Source organism: Novosphingobium sp. GW835-FHT14H07 (assembly GCF_058793515.1).
This window is the reverse complement of sequence record NZ_JBXAFX010000002.1, coordinates 90,458-109,519: the sequence shown is the minus strand read 5'-3', so window position 1 is coordinate 109,519 and position 19,062 is coordinate 90,458. Positions and strand designations below refer to the sequence as shown.

At 64.9% G+C, this 19,062-nt stretch carries 16 protein-coding genes; all 16 read right to left on the bottom strand.

Annotated elements, in window-relative coordinates; genetic code table 11:
- Positions 1-43: 43 nt before the first annotated feature.
- Positions 44-1,525 carry a cell division protein FtsZ gene (gene ftsZ / locus AC1Q5P_RS02485; RefSeq protein ID WP_492518059.1) on the bottom strand — a complete coding sequence of 494 codons (1,482 nt, stop codon included), beginning with the start codon at positions 1,523-1,525 and terminating at the stop codon, positions 44-46.
- 195 nt (positions 1,526-1,720) lie between these two features.
- Positions 1,721-3,004, bottom strand: coding sequence for a cell division protein FtsA (ftsA, locus tag AC1Q5P_RS02480; protein WP_062347718.1), 1,284 nt, complete (start codon positions 3,002-3,004; stop codon positions 1,721-1,723).
- A 9-nt stretch (positions 3,005-3,013) separates the two neighbouring features.
- Positions 3,014-3,979, bottom strand: coding sequence for a cell division protein FtsQ/DivIB (locus AC1Q5P_RS02475; RefSeq protein ID WP_492518058.1), 966 nt, complete (start codon positions 3,977-3,979; stop codon positions 3,014-3,016).
- 3 nt (positions 3,980-3,982) lie between these two features.
- Entirely contained in the window at positions 3,983-4,936 is a 954-nt protein-coding gene (locus AC1Q5P_RS02470) for a D-alanine--D-alanine ligase (RefSeq protein WP_492518057.1), read from the bottom strand.
- Positions 4,933-5,826 carry a UDP-N-acetylmuramate dehydrogenase gene (murB, locus tag AC1Q5P_RS02465; RefSeq protein WP_492518056.1) on the bottom strand — a complete coding sequence of 298 codons (894 nt, stop codon included), beginning with the start codon at positions 5,824-5,826 and terminating at the stop codon, positions 4,933-4,935. Before murB ends, AC1Q5P_RS02470 begins: the two co-directional genes overlap by 4 nt.
- Positions 5,823-7,235 (bottom strand): UDP-N-acetylmuramate--L-alanine ligase, encoded by a 1,413-nt coding sequence (gene murC / locus AC1Q5P_RS02460; RefSeq protein WP_492518055.1) that lies wholly within the window; start codon positions 7,233-7,235, stop codon positions 5,823-5,825. The genes murB and murC overlap by 4 nt, the downstream gene beginning before the upstream one ends.
- Positions 7,232-8,398 carry an undecaprenyldiphospho-muramoylpentapeptide beta-N-acetylglucosaminyltransferase gene (gene murG, locus AC1Q5P_RS02455; protein WP_492476682.1) on the bottom strand — a complete coding sequence of 389 codons (1,167 nt, stop codon included), beginning with the start codon at positions 8,396-8,398 and terminating at the stop codon, positions 7,232-7,234. The genes murC and murG overlap by 4 nt, the downstream gene beginning before the upstream one ends.
- Positions 8,395-9,588, bottom strand: a complete 1,194-nt coding sequence (locus AC1Q5P_RS02450) for an FtsW/RodA/SpoVE family cell cycle protein (RefSeq protein ID WP_492518148.1) — start codon at positions 9,586-9,588, stop codon at positions 8,395-8,397. The genes murG and AC1Q5P_RS02450 overlap by 4 nt, the downstream gene beginning before the upstream one ends.
- Before the next feature lie 38 nt (positions 9,589-9,626).
- Positions 9,627-10,958, bottom strand: a complete 1,332-nt coding sequence (gene murD, locus AC1Q5P_RS02445) for a UDP-N-acetylmuramoyl-L-alanine--D-glutamate ligase (RefSeq protein WP_492518054.1) — start codon at positions 10,956-10,958, stop codon at positions 9,627-9,629.
- Positions 10,955-12,019 carry a phospho-N-acetylmuramoyl-pentapeptide-transferase gene (gene mraY, locus AC1Q5P_RS02440; protein WP_039334147.1) on the bottom strand — a complete coding sequence of 355 codons (1,065 nt, stop codon included), beginning with the start codon at positions 12,017-12,019 and terminating at the stop codon, positions 10,955-10,957. The genes murD and mraY overlap by 4 nt, the downstream gene beginning before the upstream one ends.
- The gene (locus AC1Q5P_RS02435; RefSeq protein ID WP_039334148.1) at positions 12,020-13,489 is read right to left on the bottom strand and encodes a UDP-N-acetylmuramoyl-tripeptide--D-alanyl-D-alanine ligase; all 1,470 of its coding nucleotides are present in this window, start codon (positions 13,487-13,489) and stop codon (positions 12,020-12,022) included.
- Positions 13,486-14,934: a UDP-N-acetylmuramoyl-L-alanyl-D-glutamate--2,6-diaminopimelate ligase gene (locus AC1Q5P_RS02430; RefSeq protein ID WP_492518053.1), complete on the bottom strand. Its 1,449-nt coding sequence runs from the start codon at positions 14,932-14,934 to the stop codon at positions 13,486-13,488. Before AC1Q5P_RS02430 ends, AC1Q5P_RS02435 begins: the two co-directional genes overlap by 4 nt.
- On the bottom strand, positions 14,931-16,676 hold the full coding sequence (locus tag AC1Q5P_RS02425; protein WP_039334151.1) for a peptidoglycan D,D-transpeptidase FtsI family protein: 1,746 nt from the start codon (positions 16,674-16,676) through the stop codon (positions 14,931-14,933). Before AC1Q5P_RS02425 ends, AC1Q5P_RS02430 begins: the two co-directional genes overlap by 4 nt.
- Entirely contained in the window at positions 16,673-17,506 is an 834-nt protein-coding gene (locus AC1Q5P_RS02420) for a hypothetical protein (protein ID WP_492518052.1), read from the bottom strand. The genes AC1Q5P_RS02425 and AC1Q5P_RS02420 overlap by 4 nt, the downstream gene beginning before the upstream one ends.
- Complete coding sequence (gene rsmH / locus AC1Q5P_RS02415) at positions 17,503-18,489, bottom strand: 16S rRNA (cytosine(1402)-N(4))-methyltransferase RsmH (RefSeq protein ID WP_492476685.1); 987 nt, start codon at positions 18,487-18,489, stop codon at positions 17,503-17,505. Before rsmH ends, AC1Q5P_RS02420 begins: the two co-directional genes overlap by 4 nt.
- The gene (locus AC1Q5P_RS02410) at positions 18,486-18,983 is read right to left on the bottom strand and encodes a division/cell wall cluster transcriptional repressor MraZ (protein ID WP_039334154.1); all 498 of its coding nucleotides are present in this window, start codon (positions 18,981-18,983) and stop codon (positions 18,486-18,488) included. Before AC1Q5P_RS02410 ends, rsmH begins: the two co-directional genes overlap by 4 nt.
- Positions 18,984-19,062: the final 79 nt, after the last annotated feature.

Here is a 19,062-nt window from a genome sequence, read left to right as displayed (position 1 = left end):
CAAGATGAAGCGGCGGCAACAAGGGCCGCCGCTTCGCAACTGGTTACTGGTTGTTCTGGCGACCGAGGAAGCGCGGAATGTTGAGCGAGCCGCCTTCATCGCCATCGTCGTCGCCGGTGGGCGCGCGGTTACCGCGCGAAAGATTGGCCATGCGCTCGAACAGGGTGCTGCCACCGGCAGGCTTTGCAGGCTCTTGCTCCGGCCCGCGGCCAAGGCGGGGCATCTGGGGCGCAGGATCGGGCGCGGGCGCGGGTGCCGGCGCGGCCACTGGCGGTTCGGCAGGAGCCTCCAGGCCACCCAGAAGCAACTCTTCCGAAGCGGGTTCTTCCTGCGCGGCAGAAAGATCCAGTGTAAGATCCAGCGGTTCCGGCTCAGGCGCCGCTGGCATTTCGGGCTGGACCTGCTCGGCCGCCGGCGTCCATGCCGGTTGAGCAGGCTCCGGGGCGGCGGGTGGCGGTGGCGTGTAGACCGGTGCAGCCGGCGCAGCCGTTGGCACGGCAGGACCGCGCGCACTGCTCGGAATCGAGACCGGACGCGACGCGATTTCGGCCTGCTCCTGGCTTTGTTCGATGCCGGTTGCGACAACCGAAACCCGGATCTTGCCATCGAGATCGGGATTGAAGGCCGAACCCCAGATGATGTTCGCGTTCGGATCGACCAATTCGCGAATGTGGTTGGCGGCTTCGTCAACCTCGAGCAGCTTCATGTCGTCGCCGCCGATGATCGAGATGATCACGCCCTTGGCGCCCTGCATCGACACGCCATCGAGCAGCGGATTGGCGATGGCGCGTTCGGCAGCTTCGAGCGCACGGTTCGGACCTTCGCCCTCGCCCGTACCCATCATCGCCTTGCCCATCTCGCCCATGACCGACCGCACGTCGGCAAAGTCGAGGTTGATCAGGCCCGGCATGACCATGAGGTCGGTGATCGAGCGGACGCCCTGCTGCAGCACTTCGTCAGCCAGCTGGAACGCTTCCTTGAAGGTCGTTTCGGCCTTGGCCACCAGGAACAGGTTCTGGTTGGGGATGACGATCAGCGTATCGACGTGCTTCTGCAGCTCCTCGATGCCGCTTTCGGCCGAGCGCATGCGGCGCGTGCCTTCGAACAGGAACGGCTTGGTCACCACGCCCACCGTCAGCACGCCCTTGCGACGCGCAGCTTCAGCGATAACAGGAGCCGCGCCAGTGCCGGTGCCGCCGCCCATGCCGGCCGCGATGAACACCATGTGCACGCCTTCAAGCGCGCGCTCGAGTTCCTCGATCGTCTCTTCCGCTGCAGCGCGACCCACTTCGGGACGAGCGCCTGCACCAAGGCCCTGCGTGATGTCCGGCCCGAGCTGGATGCGGTTTTCCGCGATCGAATTGTTGAGCGCCTGCGCGTCGGTATTGACGACGATGAACTCGACGCCCTCGATCTGCGCGTTAATCATGTTGGCGATGGCATTGCCGCCTGCACCACCAACCCCGATCACCGTGATCCGGGGACGAAGTTCGTCAATTGCCGGCGGTCCGATGTTGATGCTCATAGTCGGTCTCCCAATCGGGTCATATGTCTCGCTGCTGGCCGGAACGCGCACCAAACGAGATTGGAAAGCTTCGCATTAACCTGTTGCACAAGGCTGCGCGGCGAATCAAAGGCGCAGCAACCTTTTCCACAGGTTGCAACACCATGACGGGCCAACTTCGCGCCCCGAGAGCGCTGAACTGGGCCGAAAGCCCGTTCAGAAGTAATCCCTTACCGCCCGCATGAGGCGAATCAGCAGCTTCTTGCCGCCATATGCTCCGCCAACCGGATCGTTGGCTGGACCGATGGCGCGAATGTCCACCGGATCGGCCGCAGCGAACAGGACGAGCCCTACAAGGGTGGAGGAACTTGGCGTGGCATGGCCCGGCGGAAGGCCGAGCATCGTCGGCGGCGAACCAATGCGTACCGGCCGACCGAGCGCCGATTGCGCATAGTCGGCAAGCCCGGGAAGCTGCGCGCCACCTCCGGTCAGCACGACCTGCTGCCCGGTCTGGCCAACAAAGCCCATTGACTTCAGGGACTTGCCCACCTCCTCGGTGAAGAAGCCCAGTTGCTGGGTAATGACCGAGATCAGCTCTGCCCGCGGAATGCGGTTCTTGTCGTCTGCATGACGAGCAACCGGACCACCTTCCGGATCTCCCGGCGCGTTAACCGGGATCATCTCGCGATGGTCAGCAGGGCTGGCAATTGCCGAGCCGGACATGCACTTGAGCCGTTCGGCCTGATAGCGACGAATGCCGAAGGCCGAGGCGATCGCGTCGGTGATATCGCCCGAGCCGTACTGGATCACCTGCATGCCGAGCAGCATGCCCGCCGCATAGACCGATACCGTCGTGACCTCCGCCCCGAACTCGACCAGCGCCACGCCCAGTTCCCGCTCTTCCGGCGTCAGGCAGGCGTGCCCGGCTGCGACCGGCGATCCGACGACAGCCTCGACCTCAAGATGGGCGTTCTGCACTGCCTCGCGAAGATTGCGAACCGGCGCGCCATCGGCAAGCATCACGTGGATGTCGACGGCAAGCCGTTCGGCATGAAGGCCCTTGGGGTTGGGCACGCCGTGGGCGCCATCGAGCGTGTAGTGCGCAGGCTGGGCGTGAAGCACGGTGCGTCCGTCTGGCTGGATCACGCCACGTCCGGCCACCAGCAGATGCTCGATGTCGTCTTGTTCGATCCGCCGTCCGCCGACCTCGACCTCGACCCGCGCAGTGGTGCTGGCAAGGCCTGCACCGGCACAGCCGATCCAGACCTTCTGGATATCGACATTGGCCATCTTCTCGGCACGCTCGATCGCGTCGCGCACCGAATGGGTCGCCGCCTGCATGTCGGTGACATAGCCGCGCTTGATCCCTTGGGCGGCGCGGTGCCCGGAACCAAGAACGACCATCTCGCCCGTTTCCGAAAGCCCCGCGATCATCGCGGAAACGCGGAACGAGCCGATGTTTACGGCAGCAAAGACCTTGGTGATGCGGGGCGTTGCCATTGCGGTGGATCAGCCCTCGTCGCGCTTGGCCGCAGCCGCGATGCGCTTGGCTTCGGCCTTGGCCTGATCGGCAGCGCGCTTTTCCGCCGCAACTTCGTCGGCGTGCCCCGGCACGCGCATGTAGATGCGGTCGGGCGCGCGCATGTCGAACGCGGCGACCTTGCCTCCGAGCAGCCGGTTCACCCCGTCCATCCGGGCGAAACTCAGCAGCGCTCCGGCAGACTTCTCGTCGCCTTCAGGCAGGGCAAGAACCTGCCCCGTCTTGAACGTGAGGTTCCAGCGGCGATTGCCAACCCATTCCGCTTCCGAAACCTGCGGCTTCAAGGCAGGCGCGGCATCCAGCAGCCGCGTGAGGTCCTGAACACGCTGGCCGACGCCTAGGCCCGACAGCACGAGCATACCCTTGGCCTTGTCGAACTTCACGGTCTCGAGCTCCACGCCGGAATCGTCAATGAGCACCATGCGGTCGGGCTTGCGCAGCACGGCATGCGGATTGCGCTCGACGATGTCGATCACCAACGTGTCGGGCAGCTTGCGCGAAACGCGGGCATCCTTGACCCACGGCAACTGGTTGAGTTCGTCGCGCAAAGCCGCGAGATCGAGCGTGGTCATCGCGCGGTCATTCTGACCCAGCACACGCTCGTAAATACGCTGCTCGTTCATGCGGTTGACGCCGCGAACCTCGAGATGGCTGACCTTGAACCCGGCATCGGACGCGATCAGCGCCGCCTGTTCGGACGCAAGCGTCGGGATTCCAGCCATGACCGCCACGGTCCACACGATTGCGGCTGCAGCCGCCAGAATCAGCGTCATGAGGATGCGGTGCAGCGTCTCCTCGCTGAACGGCAGCCAGTGCATCACGGTGTCGAGCACCGAACCGGTCTGCTGGCGCGCAGCCTGGACCTTGCGCTGCGTCGTCCGTGCGGCCGCTGCCCGCCGCACGCCCTTTCCGCCACGCTTGATCGTCTGCGCCATGGTTCAGGCCTTCCCCATTGCCTTGCCGGAGTCCTTCAGGGCCTCGGCGATGATCGCCTCGACCAGATCGGGATAGTCCATGCCCAGTGCCCTGGCCTGCTCGGGTACGAGGCTGAGCGGAGTCATGCCGGGCTGAGTGTTGACCTCCAGCAGGAACAGGCCTTCCACCCCCTGCTCGTCGTCCCAGCGGAAGTCGGAGCGGCTGGTGCCCTTGCAGCCGAGCAACTGGTGCGCGCGCAGGGCGATCTGCTTGCATGCCTCGGTGATTTCGTCCGGGATCTCGGCCGGGCAGATGTGATCAGTCATGCCGTCGGTGTACTTGGCATCGAAATCGTAGAAACCGGACTTGGGGCGCAGTTCGGTGACGAGCAGCGCACGGTCGCCGATCACCGCCGTGGTCAATTCGCGGCCACGAATGAAGGGTTCCGCAAGAAGCTCGTCGAACTCCTGCCATGGCCCGCGCGCGTCGGCGCTGATCGGATTGCCGTAATTGCCGTCTGCCGTGACGATCGCGACGCCAACCGACGAGCCTTCGTTCACTGGCTTGAGCACATAAGGACGCGGCAGGGGGTCGGCCTTGTAGAGCTCCTCCGTGTGCACGATTCGTCCGCCCGGCATGGGGATGCCATGCGGCACCAGCGCCTGCTTGGTGAGTTCCTTGTCGATCGCGATGACCGAGGTGGCGAGGCCGGAATGGGTATAGGTCAGCCCCATGATATCCATCAGACCCTGGATCGAGCCATCCTCGCCGGGCGTGCCGTGAAGCGCGTTGAACACGACATCGGGCTTGGCTTCAGCCAAGCGCAGGGCAACCTCGCGATCCATGTCGATCCGCGTGACCTTGTGGCCCTTCGACTCAAGCGCCTTGGCCACGCCTTCGCCCGACATGAGGCTGACGGGGCGCTCGCTCGACCAGCCGCCCATCAGCACCGCGACGTGGAGTTTTGAAAGCGTCACGGTCTGCCAATCCTCTTGATTTCCCATTCGAGCTCCACGCCCGACATATTCTTCACGCGCTTGCGCACTTCCTCGCCCAGCGCTTCGATCTCGGCACTGGTGGCCTCGCCGGTGTTGATCAGGAAGTTGGTGTGCTTTTCGCTAACCTGTGCGCCGCCCATCGTGAGCCCACGGCAACCGGCCTTGTCGACCAGTTCCCACGCCTTCGCGCCATCAGGGTTCTTGAAGGTGGAGCCACCAGTCTTGGAGCGCAGCGGCTGCGAAGCTTCGCGCGCCGCGCTGATACGGTCCATTTCAGCTTGGATCGCTGCGGGCTCGCCCGGATGCCCGCGGAAACGCGCGGCGACGACAATGGAGCCATCGGTCAAGTCGGAGTGGCGATAGGTATAGCCGAGTTGGGAGACCGGCAGCGTCGCCACCTCGCCCGAACGGATCACCACATCGCAATCGATCAGCACGTCCTTGACCTCGCGGCCATAGGCGCCGCCGTTCATGCGCACGAAGCCGCCGACAGTGCCGGGGATCGAGCGCAGGAATTCGAGGCCCGCGATGCCGTTGTCACGCGCGGTGGACGATACGAGGATGCCGCTGGCTCCGCCGCCGCAGTTGAGCGTGAAGTCGTCGACCTTCTGGACCTTGGCGAAAGCCTTGCCCAGACGAATGACGACGCCCGGAACGCCTCCATCGCGAACGATCAGGTTGGAGCCCAAGCCCAGCGCCATGACGGGCACGTCCGGTGCCAGGCCCGCGAGAAACTCCTTCAGGTCGGTAATATCCTTGGGCTCGAACAGCCAATCGGCCGTGCCGCCGGACTTGAACCAGACCAACGGGGCAAGTGGGGCATTCGGTGTCAGCTTGCCGCGAACCGAAGGCAGCGCAAGAGTGGTCACCCCTGCCCCCTTTCACGCGCAATCGCGTCGGCAAGACCCGCTGCCCACTTGGTGATGTCGCCCGCGCCGAGGCAGACGACCATGTCACCGGGCTGCGCCGTTGCGGCGAGTTCCTTTGCCAGCGCGTCGGCCCCGGCTGTCAGATGCGCCGAGCGGTGGCCGCGCGCCTTGATGCCTTCGACCATCGCGGCGCTGTCCACGCCCTCGATCGGCTGTTCGCCAGCGGGATAGACCGGCGCGGCATAGACGACGTCGGCATCGTTGAAGGCGCCCTGGAAGTCATCCATGTGGTCGCGAAGGCGAGTGAAGCGGTGCGGCTGAACCACGGCGATGACCCGGCCCTGCACCCCTTCGCGCGCGGCAGCGAGAACGGCGCGGATTTCCACCGGATGGTGGCCGTAATCGTCGATCACGGTAACGCCATCGACTTCGCCAACCTTGGTGAAGCGGCGCTTGACCCCGCCGAACTTGCCGAAGCCGGTGCGGATGAGTTCGTCGGAAACGCCCATTTCCACTGCGACCGCGACCGCAGCAAGTGCGTTCTGGACGTTGTGGCGGCCCGGCATCGGCAGTTCGATGCCCTCGATGCGGCGGAACGAGCCATCGCGCTGGCGCAGCACGGCAGTAAAGCGATTGCCGCCAGGGATCGGCGTGACGGCTTCGCCGCGCACGTCGGCTTGCGCAGAGAAGCCGTAGGTCACGACGCGGCGGTCCCGTACCTTGGGGATGATCGCCTGCACTTCAGGGTGATCAATGCACAGCATGGCTGCGCCGTAGAACGGCACGTTCTCGATGAACTCGACGAAGGCCGACTTCACCTTGTCGAAGCTGCCGTAGTGATCGAGGTGTTCCGGGTCGATGTTGGTGACGACCGCCAGCGTGCCATCGAGCCGCAGGAACGAGCCGTCGCTCTCGTCCGCCTCGACCACCATCCACTCGCTGTCGCCCAGACGCGCGTTGGAGCCATAGGAATTGATGATGCCGCCGTTGATCACCGTGGGGTCTATGCCCCCGGCATCGAGCAGGCAGGCGACCATCGAGGTCGTCGTCGTCTTGCCGTGCGTGCCAGCAACCGCGACCGTGCTCTTCAGCCGCATCAGTTCGGCCAGCATTTCGGCGCGGCGTACAACCGGGATGCGGTTTTCCAGCGCAGCGACGACTTCGGGATTGTCGCGCTTCACGGCGGTTGAAGTCACAACCACAGCCACGCCATCAACGTTCTCGGACTTCTGCCCGATCATCACCTTGATTCCGCGCGAGCGCAGGCCATCGACGACATAGCTTTCGGCCATGTCGGAACCCTGCACCGAATAGCCCATGTTGTGCATGACTTCGGCAATGCCCGACATGCCGATGCCGCCGATGCCGACGAAGTGGATCGTCCCGATCTCGGTGCCGACGCCCTTCATGCCAGTTGCTCCTGCCCCGCAGGCGCAGCACTGCGCGTATCGACGCGGATCACGTCCATGATCGGCTCGCCGCCGAAACTCTCGACCAGATCGGCGAGATCGCTGACGGCGTTGGGCAGGCCACAGTTCCACGCGGCATGCGCGGCATTGGCAAGGGTATGCGGGTGCTGGGCCATGGCCTGAATCTGTTTCGCCAGTTCCTTGGGAGTGAAGCCGGTCTGCCGGATGGCACGGGCGCCGCCCGCTGAAACCATCTCGCGCGTATTGGCGGCCTGATGGTCATCGGTAGCGATGGGCAGCGGCACGAGGATCGCCGGGCGGCCCACCGCTGTCAGCTCGGCAATCGTCGAAGCGCCGGCGCGGCCGATGAACAAGTGCGTTCCCGCAAGGCGCGACTGCATATCCTCAAAATAGGTGCCAAGTTCAGCCGGGATCTCATGCGATGCGTAGCGTGCGCGGACGGCTTCAAGGTCTTCGGGACGGCACTGCTGCGTTACCTGCAAGCGATGGCGCAGTGCGGGCGGCAGCATGGCAAGGCCATCGGGCACGACCTCCGAAAGAACCGAAGCGCCCTGGCTGCCACCGGTCACCAGCACGCGAAACAGGCTGTCCTCGGTGAACTCGGGGAACGGTTCGCCGCGCAGTGCCAGCACCTCTGGACGCACCGGATTGCCGACGCGGTGGACCTTGCCCCAAAGCTTGGGATCAAGCCGATCCACTTCTCCGTAAGCCGTCGCAATGGCGTCCACACGCTTGGCAAGGAAGCGGTTGACCCGGCCCAGCACCGCGTTCTGTTCGTGGATCACCGTGGGGATCTTCGCCGAATGAGCCGCCAGCAGCGCTGGCAGTGCGGGGTAACCGCCAAAGCCGATCACGCACGACGGCTCGAAGCTTTCGAACAGGCGCAGAGCCATCGCCCTGCCCTGCCAGATCGCGCTCAGGCCCTTGAGCAGCGCCACCGGACTTTTTGCCAGACGCCCGGCCGGAAGAACGTGCGCCGGCATGAAATCAGGCTTGCCGGGGATCTTCGCGCCGCGCTCGTCCGTAACCAGAGCCACGTGGTGGCCGCGGCGTTCCAGCTCGACCGCCAACGCGAAGGCCGGAATAAGGTGTCCGCCCGTGCCGCCCGCAGCGAGCACGTAATGCCGAGAAGCGCCACTCATTTGCGCACCAGTTCCGTAACGTCGAACTTCTCGCGCGAAAGGTAGGGGTTGCGCCGCGTGATCGCGAGCAGCAGCCCGACGCCCATGAGCAGCGCGATGGTGGACGATCCGCCGTAGCTGATCAGCGGCAAGGTCATGCCTTTCGAAGGGAAAAGTTGCAGGTTCACAAGAATGTTGATGAACGCCTGCCCGACCAGCTGTGCGGTCAGCCCGGCTGCCGCAAGGATGGTGAACAGATCGTCCTCATCGAGCAGGCGCATCAGCACGCGCAGCGCGATCGCGCAATAGATCGTGACGATCACCGCGCAGGCGATCAGCCCGAATTCCTCTCCGACCACCGAAAAGATGTAATCGGTGTGCGCTTCGGGCAGCGCATTCTTGCGACTGCCGAGCCACAGGCCGATCCCGCTCCACCCGCCGTTCATCAGCGTGCGCATGGCAAGGTCGACCTGGTCAAACTCGCTGCCACCCGAAATGAAGTTGTCGATGCGGTGCGTTGCGTTCGGGTAGAAGAAGTACGCGGCAATGACCACCAGGATCAGCCCGCCCATGGCGTAAAGGATTTTGTTGACCGACAGGCCCGAAAGCAGCGCCAGCACGAACCACACGCCGCCGAACAGCATGGTGGAACCGAAGTCCGGCTGGGCCATTAGCAGGATGCCGACCAGCCCCATGATCGCCACGGTGATGGGTATGACGGGAATGTTCGGATCGCGCACCCGCCACGACAGGATCCAGGCGAGGGCAATGGCGAAACCGGGCTTGAGAAATTCCGAAGGCTGCAGGCTGAAGCCGATCCACAGCCAGCGTTTCGCACCCTTAACCTCGCTGCCGACAAGCGGCACCAGCACCAGCGCAAAAATCATCGCCGCCGCGAGCAGGATGGCCCCGCGTCGAGCCGCCTCCTTGGGCAGGACAGACGCAAAGAACATCGCGACCAGCCCCACCGCGACCCAACGCAGGTGAATCCAGAAGAAGTAAAGATCACCGAGCGACTTCTGGTTCGTGGAAAGGCGATGCGCCGAAGCAGGGGAAGCAGCAGCGACGGCGATACAGCCGATCGTCACCAGCGAGAGGATCAGCGTCAACAGCACCCGATCGATCTCGCGCCACCAGATCAGCAGTTCGCTGCGACGGCTGCGGCGAAAGCGCGCACCGTGGCCGACCACGCGCACGCCGCCATCGGGCATGGTGGTGGTCACAAGGCGTGTCGGAGTTGGCGTCGTGCTCATGACCCGGTTCCTGGCGGACAGGGTGCCTCGCGATCCTCGATCAGCGCTTCGACGATCTGGCGGAAGCTGTCGCCCCGCGCCTCGAAATCGCGGAACTGATCGAAGCTGGCACACGCTGGAGAGAGCATTACCACGTCTCCGGGTTGCGCAGCTTCCATCGCCTGGCGAACCGCATCGCACATCATCTCGCTGCGGGTGACGGGCATGAGCGGTTCAAGAAGTTGCGCAAACATCGGACCGGCCTCGCCGATCGTATAGGCTGCGACGACATGGTCGAAGTAGGGCGCGCACTCGTCGAGATTGTCGCTCTTGGGCAGGCCACCAAGTATCCAGTGGATACGCGGGTAGGCGCCAAGCGCAGGCGCGGTCGAGGCGGGATTGGTGGCCTTGCTGTCGTTTACGAAAAGGACGCCGTTGGCCTCGGCCACGCGCTCCATGCGGTGCGGCAGGCCGACAAAGCTGGCCAGCGCCGGACGCCATACGTCTTCGCCGATGCCGAGCTGGCGGGCGATCTCAACCGCAATCGCAGCATTCTGCAGGTTGTGCGGCCCCTGCAGCGAAGGCCATGCCGCCTGTCCTTCCAGCGTATCGGGCTGGACCACATGGACGAAGCCCACGTCGTGCGTGGCCGAAGTCTCGCGCGCGATCTTCAGGGTGTGCTCGTCCCCGCAACCGAACACCGCGTGATGGCGCGCCGACTGCATCCGGAACAGCCGCGCCTTGGACGCCGCATAGCCCTCGAAGCCATCGTAGCGGTCGAGGTGATCAGGGCTGAGGTTGATCAGCGCGGCGACATCGCAATCGAGGCTCTGCGTCAGGTCGATCTGGTAGCTGGAAAGCTCGAGCACATAGACGCCGCCTTCGGGCAGCGGCTCCTGCCCAAGGACCGGCAGGCCGATATTGCCACCAAGCCGGGCCTGCAGACCTGCCGCCTGGCAGATGTGATGGACCAGCATCGTGGTGGTCGACTTGCCGTTGGTGCCGGTGATGCCGACAACGCGATGCGGCGGCAGGTCGGCGCGGGCTTGCGCGAAAAGCTCGATGTCGCCGATCACTGGCACGCCGAATGAAGCGGCATGGGCAGCAATCGGATGGCGGTTAAGCGGCACGCCGGGACTGACCACCACGCCCGCAAATCCGGTCAGGTCGATCGACAGTGGATCGGCAATGGTGCAGCGCCCTTCGTAGGCAGCGCGCGGTTCCTCACGGCTGTCCCACACGGTGACCTCCGCCCCGCCTGCCAGCAGCGCCTCGACGCTCGCCTGCCCCGAACGGGCAAGGCCGAGCACGGCGAAGCGCTTGGCCGTGAAGGCGGGCGAGACGATCATCGCACCTTCAGCGTGGCAAGGCCGATCAGCGCAAGCACGATCGACACGATCCAGAAGCGGATCACGACAGTCGATTCCTTCCAGCCGAGCTGCTCGAAGTGGTGGTGGATGGGTGCCATGCGAAACACGCGCTTGCCGGTACGCTTGTAGACCGCCACCTGCACGATGACCGAGACGGCTTCCATGACGAACAGTCCGCCGACAATGGCCAGCACGATCTCGTGATGCGCCGCGACCGCGATCACGCCCAGCGCGCCACCAAGCGCAAGGCTGCCGGTGTCACCCATGAACACAGCCGCCGGGGGCGCATTGAACCACAGGAAGGCAAGACCCGCCCCCATCATAGCGGCGCAGAAGATGGCAAGTTCGCCGGCGCCCTTCACGTGCGGAATGCCGAGGTAGGTGGAGTAGTCCACACGGCCGGCAAGATAGGCGATAATTGCGAAAGTGCCGGCCGCGATGATCACAGGCATGGTGGCAAGGCCGTCCAGACCGTCAGTAAGGTTCACGGCATTGCCCGCGCCAACGATCACGAAAATCGCAAACAGATAGTAAAACGGCCCGAGCGGCACATAGAGATTGCTGAACAGCGGAACGTAAAGGTGCGTTTCACCAACCGCCAGCCACGCGGCGATCCCGGCCACGACGAACTCACCGGCGAGGCGCACCTTGGCAGGAACGCCCTTGTGCGCATACTTGGTCACCTTGTCGTAGTCGTCGAGAAAGCCGATCAGGCCGAAACCGAGCGTCACGACCACGCAGGACCAGACGAGGCGGCTGGTCACATCCATCCACAGCAGCAACGACAGCGTGAGCGATGTGACGATCATCAGACCGCCCATGGTCGGCGTACCACGCTTGGCGAGGTGTGACTGCGGGCCGTCCTCGCGGATCGGCTGCCCCTTCCCCTGGCGCACGCGCAGCATGTTGATGAAGCGCGGACCGATGATCAGGCCGATCATCAGCGCGGTCAGCAACGTCGCGCCCGCGCGGAACGTCTGGTAGCGGATGAGGTTGCTGAATCCCTCAAAATGCAGCCACTCGGCCAGCTGGTAGAGCATTCACCGTTCCCTGGTGGTGAGCGAACGCACGATCGCGCCCAGTCCCACCGAATTCGACCCCTTCACGAGGATCGCATCACCCCCGCGCACACCGTCGGCAGCCAGACATTCCGCCGCTTCCGAAGCCGTCTGCACATGCGCCACATCGATTTTACCGGCAAGCGACAACGCCCCGCTTTTCCCCAGCGCGTCAGCCAACGCCGCCATTTCGGCGCCTACCAGCACCAGCCTGTCGACCTTGCCCTCAGAAACGGGGCCTGCCAGCTCTGCGTGATAGCGTGCCTCGGCCTCGCCCAGCTCCTTCATCGCGCCGAGAATGGCAACGCGGCGGGTGGCGGGCGTCGCGCCCAGTTGGCGCAGGGTGACGGCCATGGAGGCAGGATTGGCGTTGTAGCTTTCGTCGATCAACAGGGCCTTGCCAGAGCCATCGCCACCAGTAGCGGCAATCTCGTGGCGGGCACCGCGCCCGGCGAGGCCTTCCATCTCGGCCAACGCCAGTCCGGCAGCGCCCAAGTCGCCACCGATCGCTTCGACAGCAGCCATTATGGCCAGCGAATTGGCGACCCAGTGGTCGCCCGGTTGCGAGATCGTGTAGCAGACCTTGCGTCCAGAAAGGTCCGCCGTCACCAGGGTTCCACCGCCCGGCGCCGCCACGGCATCGACAAGGCGCGCGCCTGCATCGGGATGTTGTCCGAAGCTGACCACCCGTCCCGCATGCCTTGTCGCCTTGGCATGGAGACGTTCGTAGTGGCGGTTGTCGCGAGGGATGATGGCGACGCCGCCGTGTTCGAGACCTTCGAAAATCTCCGCCTTGGCATCGGCAATCGCTTCTTCACCCGAAAAGTGCCCGATGTGGGCAGGCGCTATGGTGGTGACGATGGCGACGTGGGGACGGACCAGCCGGGTAAGTGCGGCCAGTTCCCCTGCGTGGTTCATGCCCATCTCGAAGACGCCGAAGCTGGTCCGCGCGGGCATCCGCGCAAGGCTCAGCGGAACACCGACGTGATTGTTGTAGCTCTTTACAGAGCGGTGGGCGCGGCCCCTGCTGGCACGGTCGAGTGCCGCATAGAGCGCTTCCTTTACGCCGGTCTTGCCTGCGGAACCCGTGACGCCGATGATGCCGGCATCGACGCGTGCACGCGCCGCTCGGCCAAGGTCCTCGAGCGCGGCCATCGTATTACCGACCAGCACGTGCGAGCCGAACGTCGCATGTTCGACGACCGTGCCTGCCGCGCCGCGCCCGTATGCGCCCTCGAGGTAGCGGTGACCGTCCGAAGCTTCGCCCTTCAAGGCAAAGAACAGGTCGCCTTCCACCACCTCGCGGCTGTCGATCTCGACACCGGAAACCGCGAATTTCGCACTGGCCCGGCCACCTGTCGCCGCAGCGATTTCCTCGCTCGTCCAAAGCGCAAGACCCGCCGCGTCGGACGGGTCCTCTGGCCATGCGATCAAAGCGGGGTGGGCGGTCATGTGGTGCACTCCCTGGCGACCTGAACATCGTCAAACGGCAGGATGCGGACAGTATCGCCCCTGCCCACGATCTGTCCCTGTTCGTGCCCCTTCCCTGCAACAAGGACAATGTCTTCACGGCCTGCCTCGGCAATGGCCGCAGCAATGGCGGCGCGACGATCCCCGATCTCGCGGGCCTTGCCATTGCATCCGGCCATGACGGCGCTGCGGATTTCCGCCGGATCTTCGCCGCGCGGATTGTCGTCGGTGACAATCACCAGATCCGAGCCGGCACAGGCTGCACGGCCCATCTCCGGACGCTTGCCGCCGTCACGATCGCCACCGGCACCGAACACCGTGATCAGGCGGCCCGAGGTATGCGGCCGCAATGCGGCTATCGCGGCCTCGATGGCGTCCGGCGTATGGGCATAGTCGACATAGACCGGCGCCCCGGCTCGATTGATCGCCGCGCGCTCCAGCCGCCCGCGCACGGGCTGCAACCGTCCAAGCGCGTCGAATACCTTCGCCGCATCGGTCCCTGAAGCAATTGCCAGCCCTGCCGAGACCAGTGCGTTCGCGGCCTGATAGGCCCCGATCAGCGGCAGGTTGATCTTGCGCGCCTGGCCTTCGAACGCGATTTCGAGCGTTTGCCCCAGTTGCGTAGGGGTACGGGCGAGCAGGCGGATGTCGGTCCCCTGCTCGCCCACCGAGAGCAGCCGCAGACCCCTTGCGCGGACGTGCTCCACTGCCCGTCCCGACCATTCGTCGTCCATCCAGACGACCGCCGTGCCGCTCTCTTCCACGACATGGTCGAACAGGCGCATCTTGGCCGCGAAATAATCGTCCATCGTCGCGTGGTAATCGAGGTGGTCGCGGCTGAGGTTCGTGAAGGCGCCTGCACCGACACGCAGGCCCTCGTTGCGGTACTGCGAGAGGCCGTGGCTGGACGCTTCGTAGGCAACATGCGTCACGCCCTCGCGGGCAAGGCCGGTCATGTTCGACAGGAACGTCACGATGTCCGGCGTGGTCAGTCCGGTGGAGACGCTTTCGTCCGCCGTTGTCACGCCGAGCGTGCCAATCGATGCAGCAGAATGGCCGGCCATGCGCCAGATCTGCCGCGTCATTTCGACCGTGGACGTCTTCCCGTTGGTCCCGGTGACGGCAACCACCGTCTCGGGCACGGGCTGGAAGAAGCGCGCAGCAAGCGCGGCAAACGCGCGGCGCGGCTCTACATCGGCAACGTGCACCGCCCCTTCGACTTTCGCCCCCGGACGCGCGACCACGGCGACGGCGCCTGCCTTCACGGCGTCCGCAATGAAGTCCTCGCCATTGAAGCGGGTGCCGGGGAACGCGCCGAAGATCGTGCCCGGCGCGACCTTGCGATGGTCGATAGCAAAGCCGGTGACGTTCGCATCACCGTTCTCACCTGCGAAACCCGCTGCTTCGAGGATCGCGCCGAGCTTCATTCACCATCTCCGTTGCCGACCAGCGGCGACAAGTCCGAAATGTCGATATCGCGTGTATCGTCGGGAACGACGCCGAGGAACGGCCCGATGCGCGGAACGACGCGGCCGACGATTGGCGCGGCGTTCCATGCGGCAGTGCGCTGGTACGATGTCGCCGCCGTTCCCTTCGGCTCGTCGAGCATGGCAATCACCACATAGCGCGGCTTGTCCATCGGGAAGGCCGCAGCGAATGTCGCGACAAGCGAAGTGCGGTTATAGCCGCCCTTCCCGCCGGGCTTTTCCGCCGAGCCGGTCTTTCCTCCGACGCGATAGCCCGAGGCATTGGCGCTCTTGCCGGTGCCGTCCACGACGATCATGCGCAGAAGCTGGCGCATGCGGGCGCTGGTCGAAGCCTTGTAGACGCGGCGGCCTTCAGGGATCTGCGTCGGCTCACGCTTGAACAGCGTTGCCGGTCGCCAGATGCCGCCGTTGACCATTGCAGCATAGGCTGCTGCCAGGTGCAGCGGCGTCACCGCGATGCCATGGCCATAGCTGACCGTCATCGTGGTGATGCGCGCCCAGTCGCCGTTCTTGTTGGTGCCGCGCGGCCAGAGCGGGAAGCCGCGCGCCGGCAGTTCGATATAAGGCCGCTCGTTCATGCCGAGAGCAGCCATGGTCTTCTTCAAACCCGGCCCGCCAAGCTTGTCGGCTACCTGCGCGGTGACGATGTTCGAGGAATGGATCAGCGCCTCGGGCACGTTCAGCGAAGCGCCGAAGCTGTGGCTGTCGCGGATATGAAAGCCCCCGATCGCCAGCGGCTTGTCCGACGGGTAGCGCACTGAAAGGTCGGTCACCACACCTGCGTCAATTGCCGCAGCGATGCTCAACGGCTTGAAGGTGGACCCAAGTTCGTAGACCTGATTGGTCACCTTGTTGAACACGAGGTTGTTGAGCGCTTGGTCAGAACGGTTCGGATTGAACGAAGGCAGCGATGCCAAGGCCACGATTTCCCCGGTGTCGACGTCAAGCACAATGCCTGCCGCGCCCTTGGCCTCGGTCTCCAGCATGCCGCGACCAAGTTCGTCCTCAAGTGCGCCCTGTGCCCGCATATCGATGGAAAGCGCCACCGGCTTGCCACGCCGGGCAGGATCGAGCAGCTGCTTCTCAAGCACCTGCTCCATGCCGACATGGCCATGGCCTTCACTGTCGACATAGCCGAGCACGTGTGCGCCAAGCGATCCTTGCGGGTAATAGCGTTGGTTCTCGCGCGGGAATTCCAGCGCAGGCTCGCCCAAGGCAAAGATGCGGTTGGCATCCTCCGGCATCACACGCTGGCGCAGATAGCTCGGCTTGTCAGACTTCAGCCGCCGGAGCAGGTCGTTGTAGTCGGCGTCGGGGAAGATGGCGACAAGCGCCTTGGCCACCTCTTCGGGCGACTTGACGAGCGGAGTGCCGTTTTCGCCGAATGCCTTGGGATTGTACCACAGCGCATAGGCCGGGAACGCCCGCGCCAGCGGAACGCCATTGCGATCGGTGATCTCGCCTCGCGGGGGGAGCAGCGCTTCGGCCAGTGAACGACGCTCAGGGGAGCCTTCGAAAAAGCCGAGTTGGGCGATCCTTGCGAGCGCCGCGAAGCCAAAGAACAGGATGAAGCCCGCCACCACCAGCGCACGGACCTTGGCCTCGACCAGCGAGCGCTGGCGGACGTTGGCCAGCAGGACGCGGCCGGAAGCGATGGCGGCTGAGGCGGTGAGTGCGTTCACCGGGCTGCCTTAGCCTCCTTGCCCTTGGCAGCGCGAGGGGCCGAACTGGACATGGCCTTGCTTGCGCCTGACTTATCCGCAGTTGCGACAGCTTTGGCCTTGGCAGCAGGCTTGCTGGCCGGTCGCGCGCCAGATTTCGCAGTCTTTGCCCTCTCCTTGGCAACAACGCCCTTGGCAGCAGCGTCCTTGGCAGCAGCCTTCTGCGCCACCTTGGGCTTGGCCGACGTCGCGGACTCGGACTTGTCCTTCTTGACCGGGCGCTCCTTGTCCGAAGCCGTTTCCTTCCGCACCGGCCCGCGCGGGCGGGCGTCAACGACCTTGCCAAGGCGGTCTTTCAGCGTCTCGACCGCTTCAGCATGATCGACAGTGCGCGCCGGACGGTCCTCGTCGGCATCGTCGGCAACGGCCTTGCTATCATTGCTGGCCAAGGCCTTGCCCGAAAGCGGCGAAACCATCGCCGGGAACGCGGCCGAAGCGATCACGCTGTCATCCACGCTGGCGACGCGGATCGGTGCGGGCGCATCCGGCGTGGCCGGCACGCTCAGTGCGGCAAGCTGGCGTTCGCCTTCGAGGTACTGGCTGGCGTTGGGGGCGGCATAGCCGAACTCGACGTCGTTCCAGGCCTTCAACTGCTGCTGATTGGAGCGCGTCTCGAATTCCGTCTCGAGATACATCTTCTCCTGCTTCAATGCGACGATGCGCGCTTCGGCATGATGGATCTGGCTCCGCAAGGCATTGACCCGGAATGCCAGCGCCACGACCAGCGCCAGACACAAGCCCAGCAAGACCACCCAGCCAACCGAGCGAAGACGGCTTGTCGTCGAGATCATGCCGCAGCCCTCCCGGCACGATTGCGTGCTGGCGCGGAAGTGCGCACGGCCCAGCGCAGCGTGGCGGAACGGGCGCGCGGGTTGCGCTCCTCTTCCTCGGGCGTCGGACGAATGGCAGCCGAGGGCTTTTCAAAGACCGGTTCGACCTTCGCGGCCATTTGCGGCAGGTGGCGCGAGCCGGCCGGCACGGCACCGGCAGCTTCGCGCAGGAACTGCTTGACGATGCGGTCCTCGAGGCTGTGGAAGCTCACCACCGCGATGCGGCCACCGGGGACCAGCACCTTCTCCGCCGCAGCGAGGCCCTCGATCAGTTCGTCCAGTTCGCCATTCACGTGGATGCGCACGGCCTGGAAACTGCGGGTCGCCGGGTCCTTCTGCGCCTTGGGGCCCTTGATGTCCGGGCGGTAGCCAAGCGCCTTGCGTACGACCGCGGCAAACTGGCCGGTGGTGGTGAGAGGACGGGCGCCCACGATGGCGCGGGCAATCCGGCGCGATTGGCGTTCCTCGCCGTAGCGATAGAGAACGTCTGCTATTTCCCCCTCGTCCGCTTCATTCAGGAAATCCGCCGCACTTGGACCGTCCTGTGACATCCGCATGTCTAACGGTCCGTCCGACGAGAACGCAAATCCGCGCCCCGGCTGATCGAGCTGCATCGAGCTCACGCCGATGTCGAACACGACGCCCTGAACTCCCGCAATTCCGGCCTCTGCAAGTCCTTCCGCAAGTTCGGAAAAGCGACGGGGATGCAGAACGAGGCGCGGATCTTTTCCACAGGTTTCTCCCCAGAGCCTTCCCGCCGCAATCGCATCGGGATCGCGGTCGAAGGCGTGAACCGTCGCGCCGGATTCCAGCAGGCACCGGGTGTAGCCGCCCGCGCCGAAAGTCGCGTCGACGATCAGATCGCCCGGCTTTGCATCAAGGGCCGCCACGACCTCTTCGAGCAGCACGGGAATGTGCGGGGCTTTTGGCGCTGCGGCGGTCACTTGCGCTTCCCCTTTGCAGCTTCGGCCATCTTCGCTCGGCAGCCAGCCTTGGCGCTGGCCCAGCCATCGCCCTGCTCGAACAGGATTTGCGGGTTCCAGATCGTGATCTGGCGGCCGCCACCATGGAAATAGAGGCCATCCTCCACCTGGCCGAGTTCGGACAGGTACTCGGGCAGGACGAAACGGCCGCTTTCATCGAAGCTGACGCGGGTAAAGCCGTAGGCCTGCGCTTCGGCCATATCGCGGTCGAAATCGAGGCCCAGCCGGAGCTTCTTCTCTTCCTCGCGATCGATCTCTGCAGCCAGTTCATCCAGGCGGGAAAGGCCAAATCCGGTCAGACAAGGCAGGCGGGGGTGCTTGTCGAGGCAGAGAACGCGCTGGTTGGCGGAAGCTGCGTAGATGTCGGAGCGGAAGTCGGCAGGCAGGACGAAGCGGCCCTTTTCGCCACGCGGCGAAAAGCCCTGTCCCACCAGATTTACCGGCCCTCCCGCCACGCTGGACACCCCGCTCGCGGACAAAGCTCCATCGCTCGACCCCGCGCCATCGCGCGTTGCCGACTCATCCCCCGCGGAT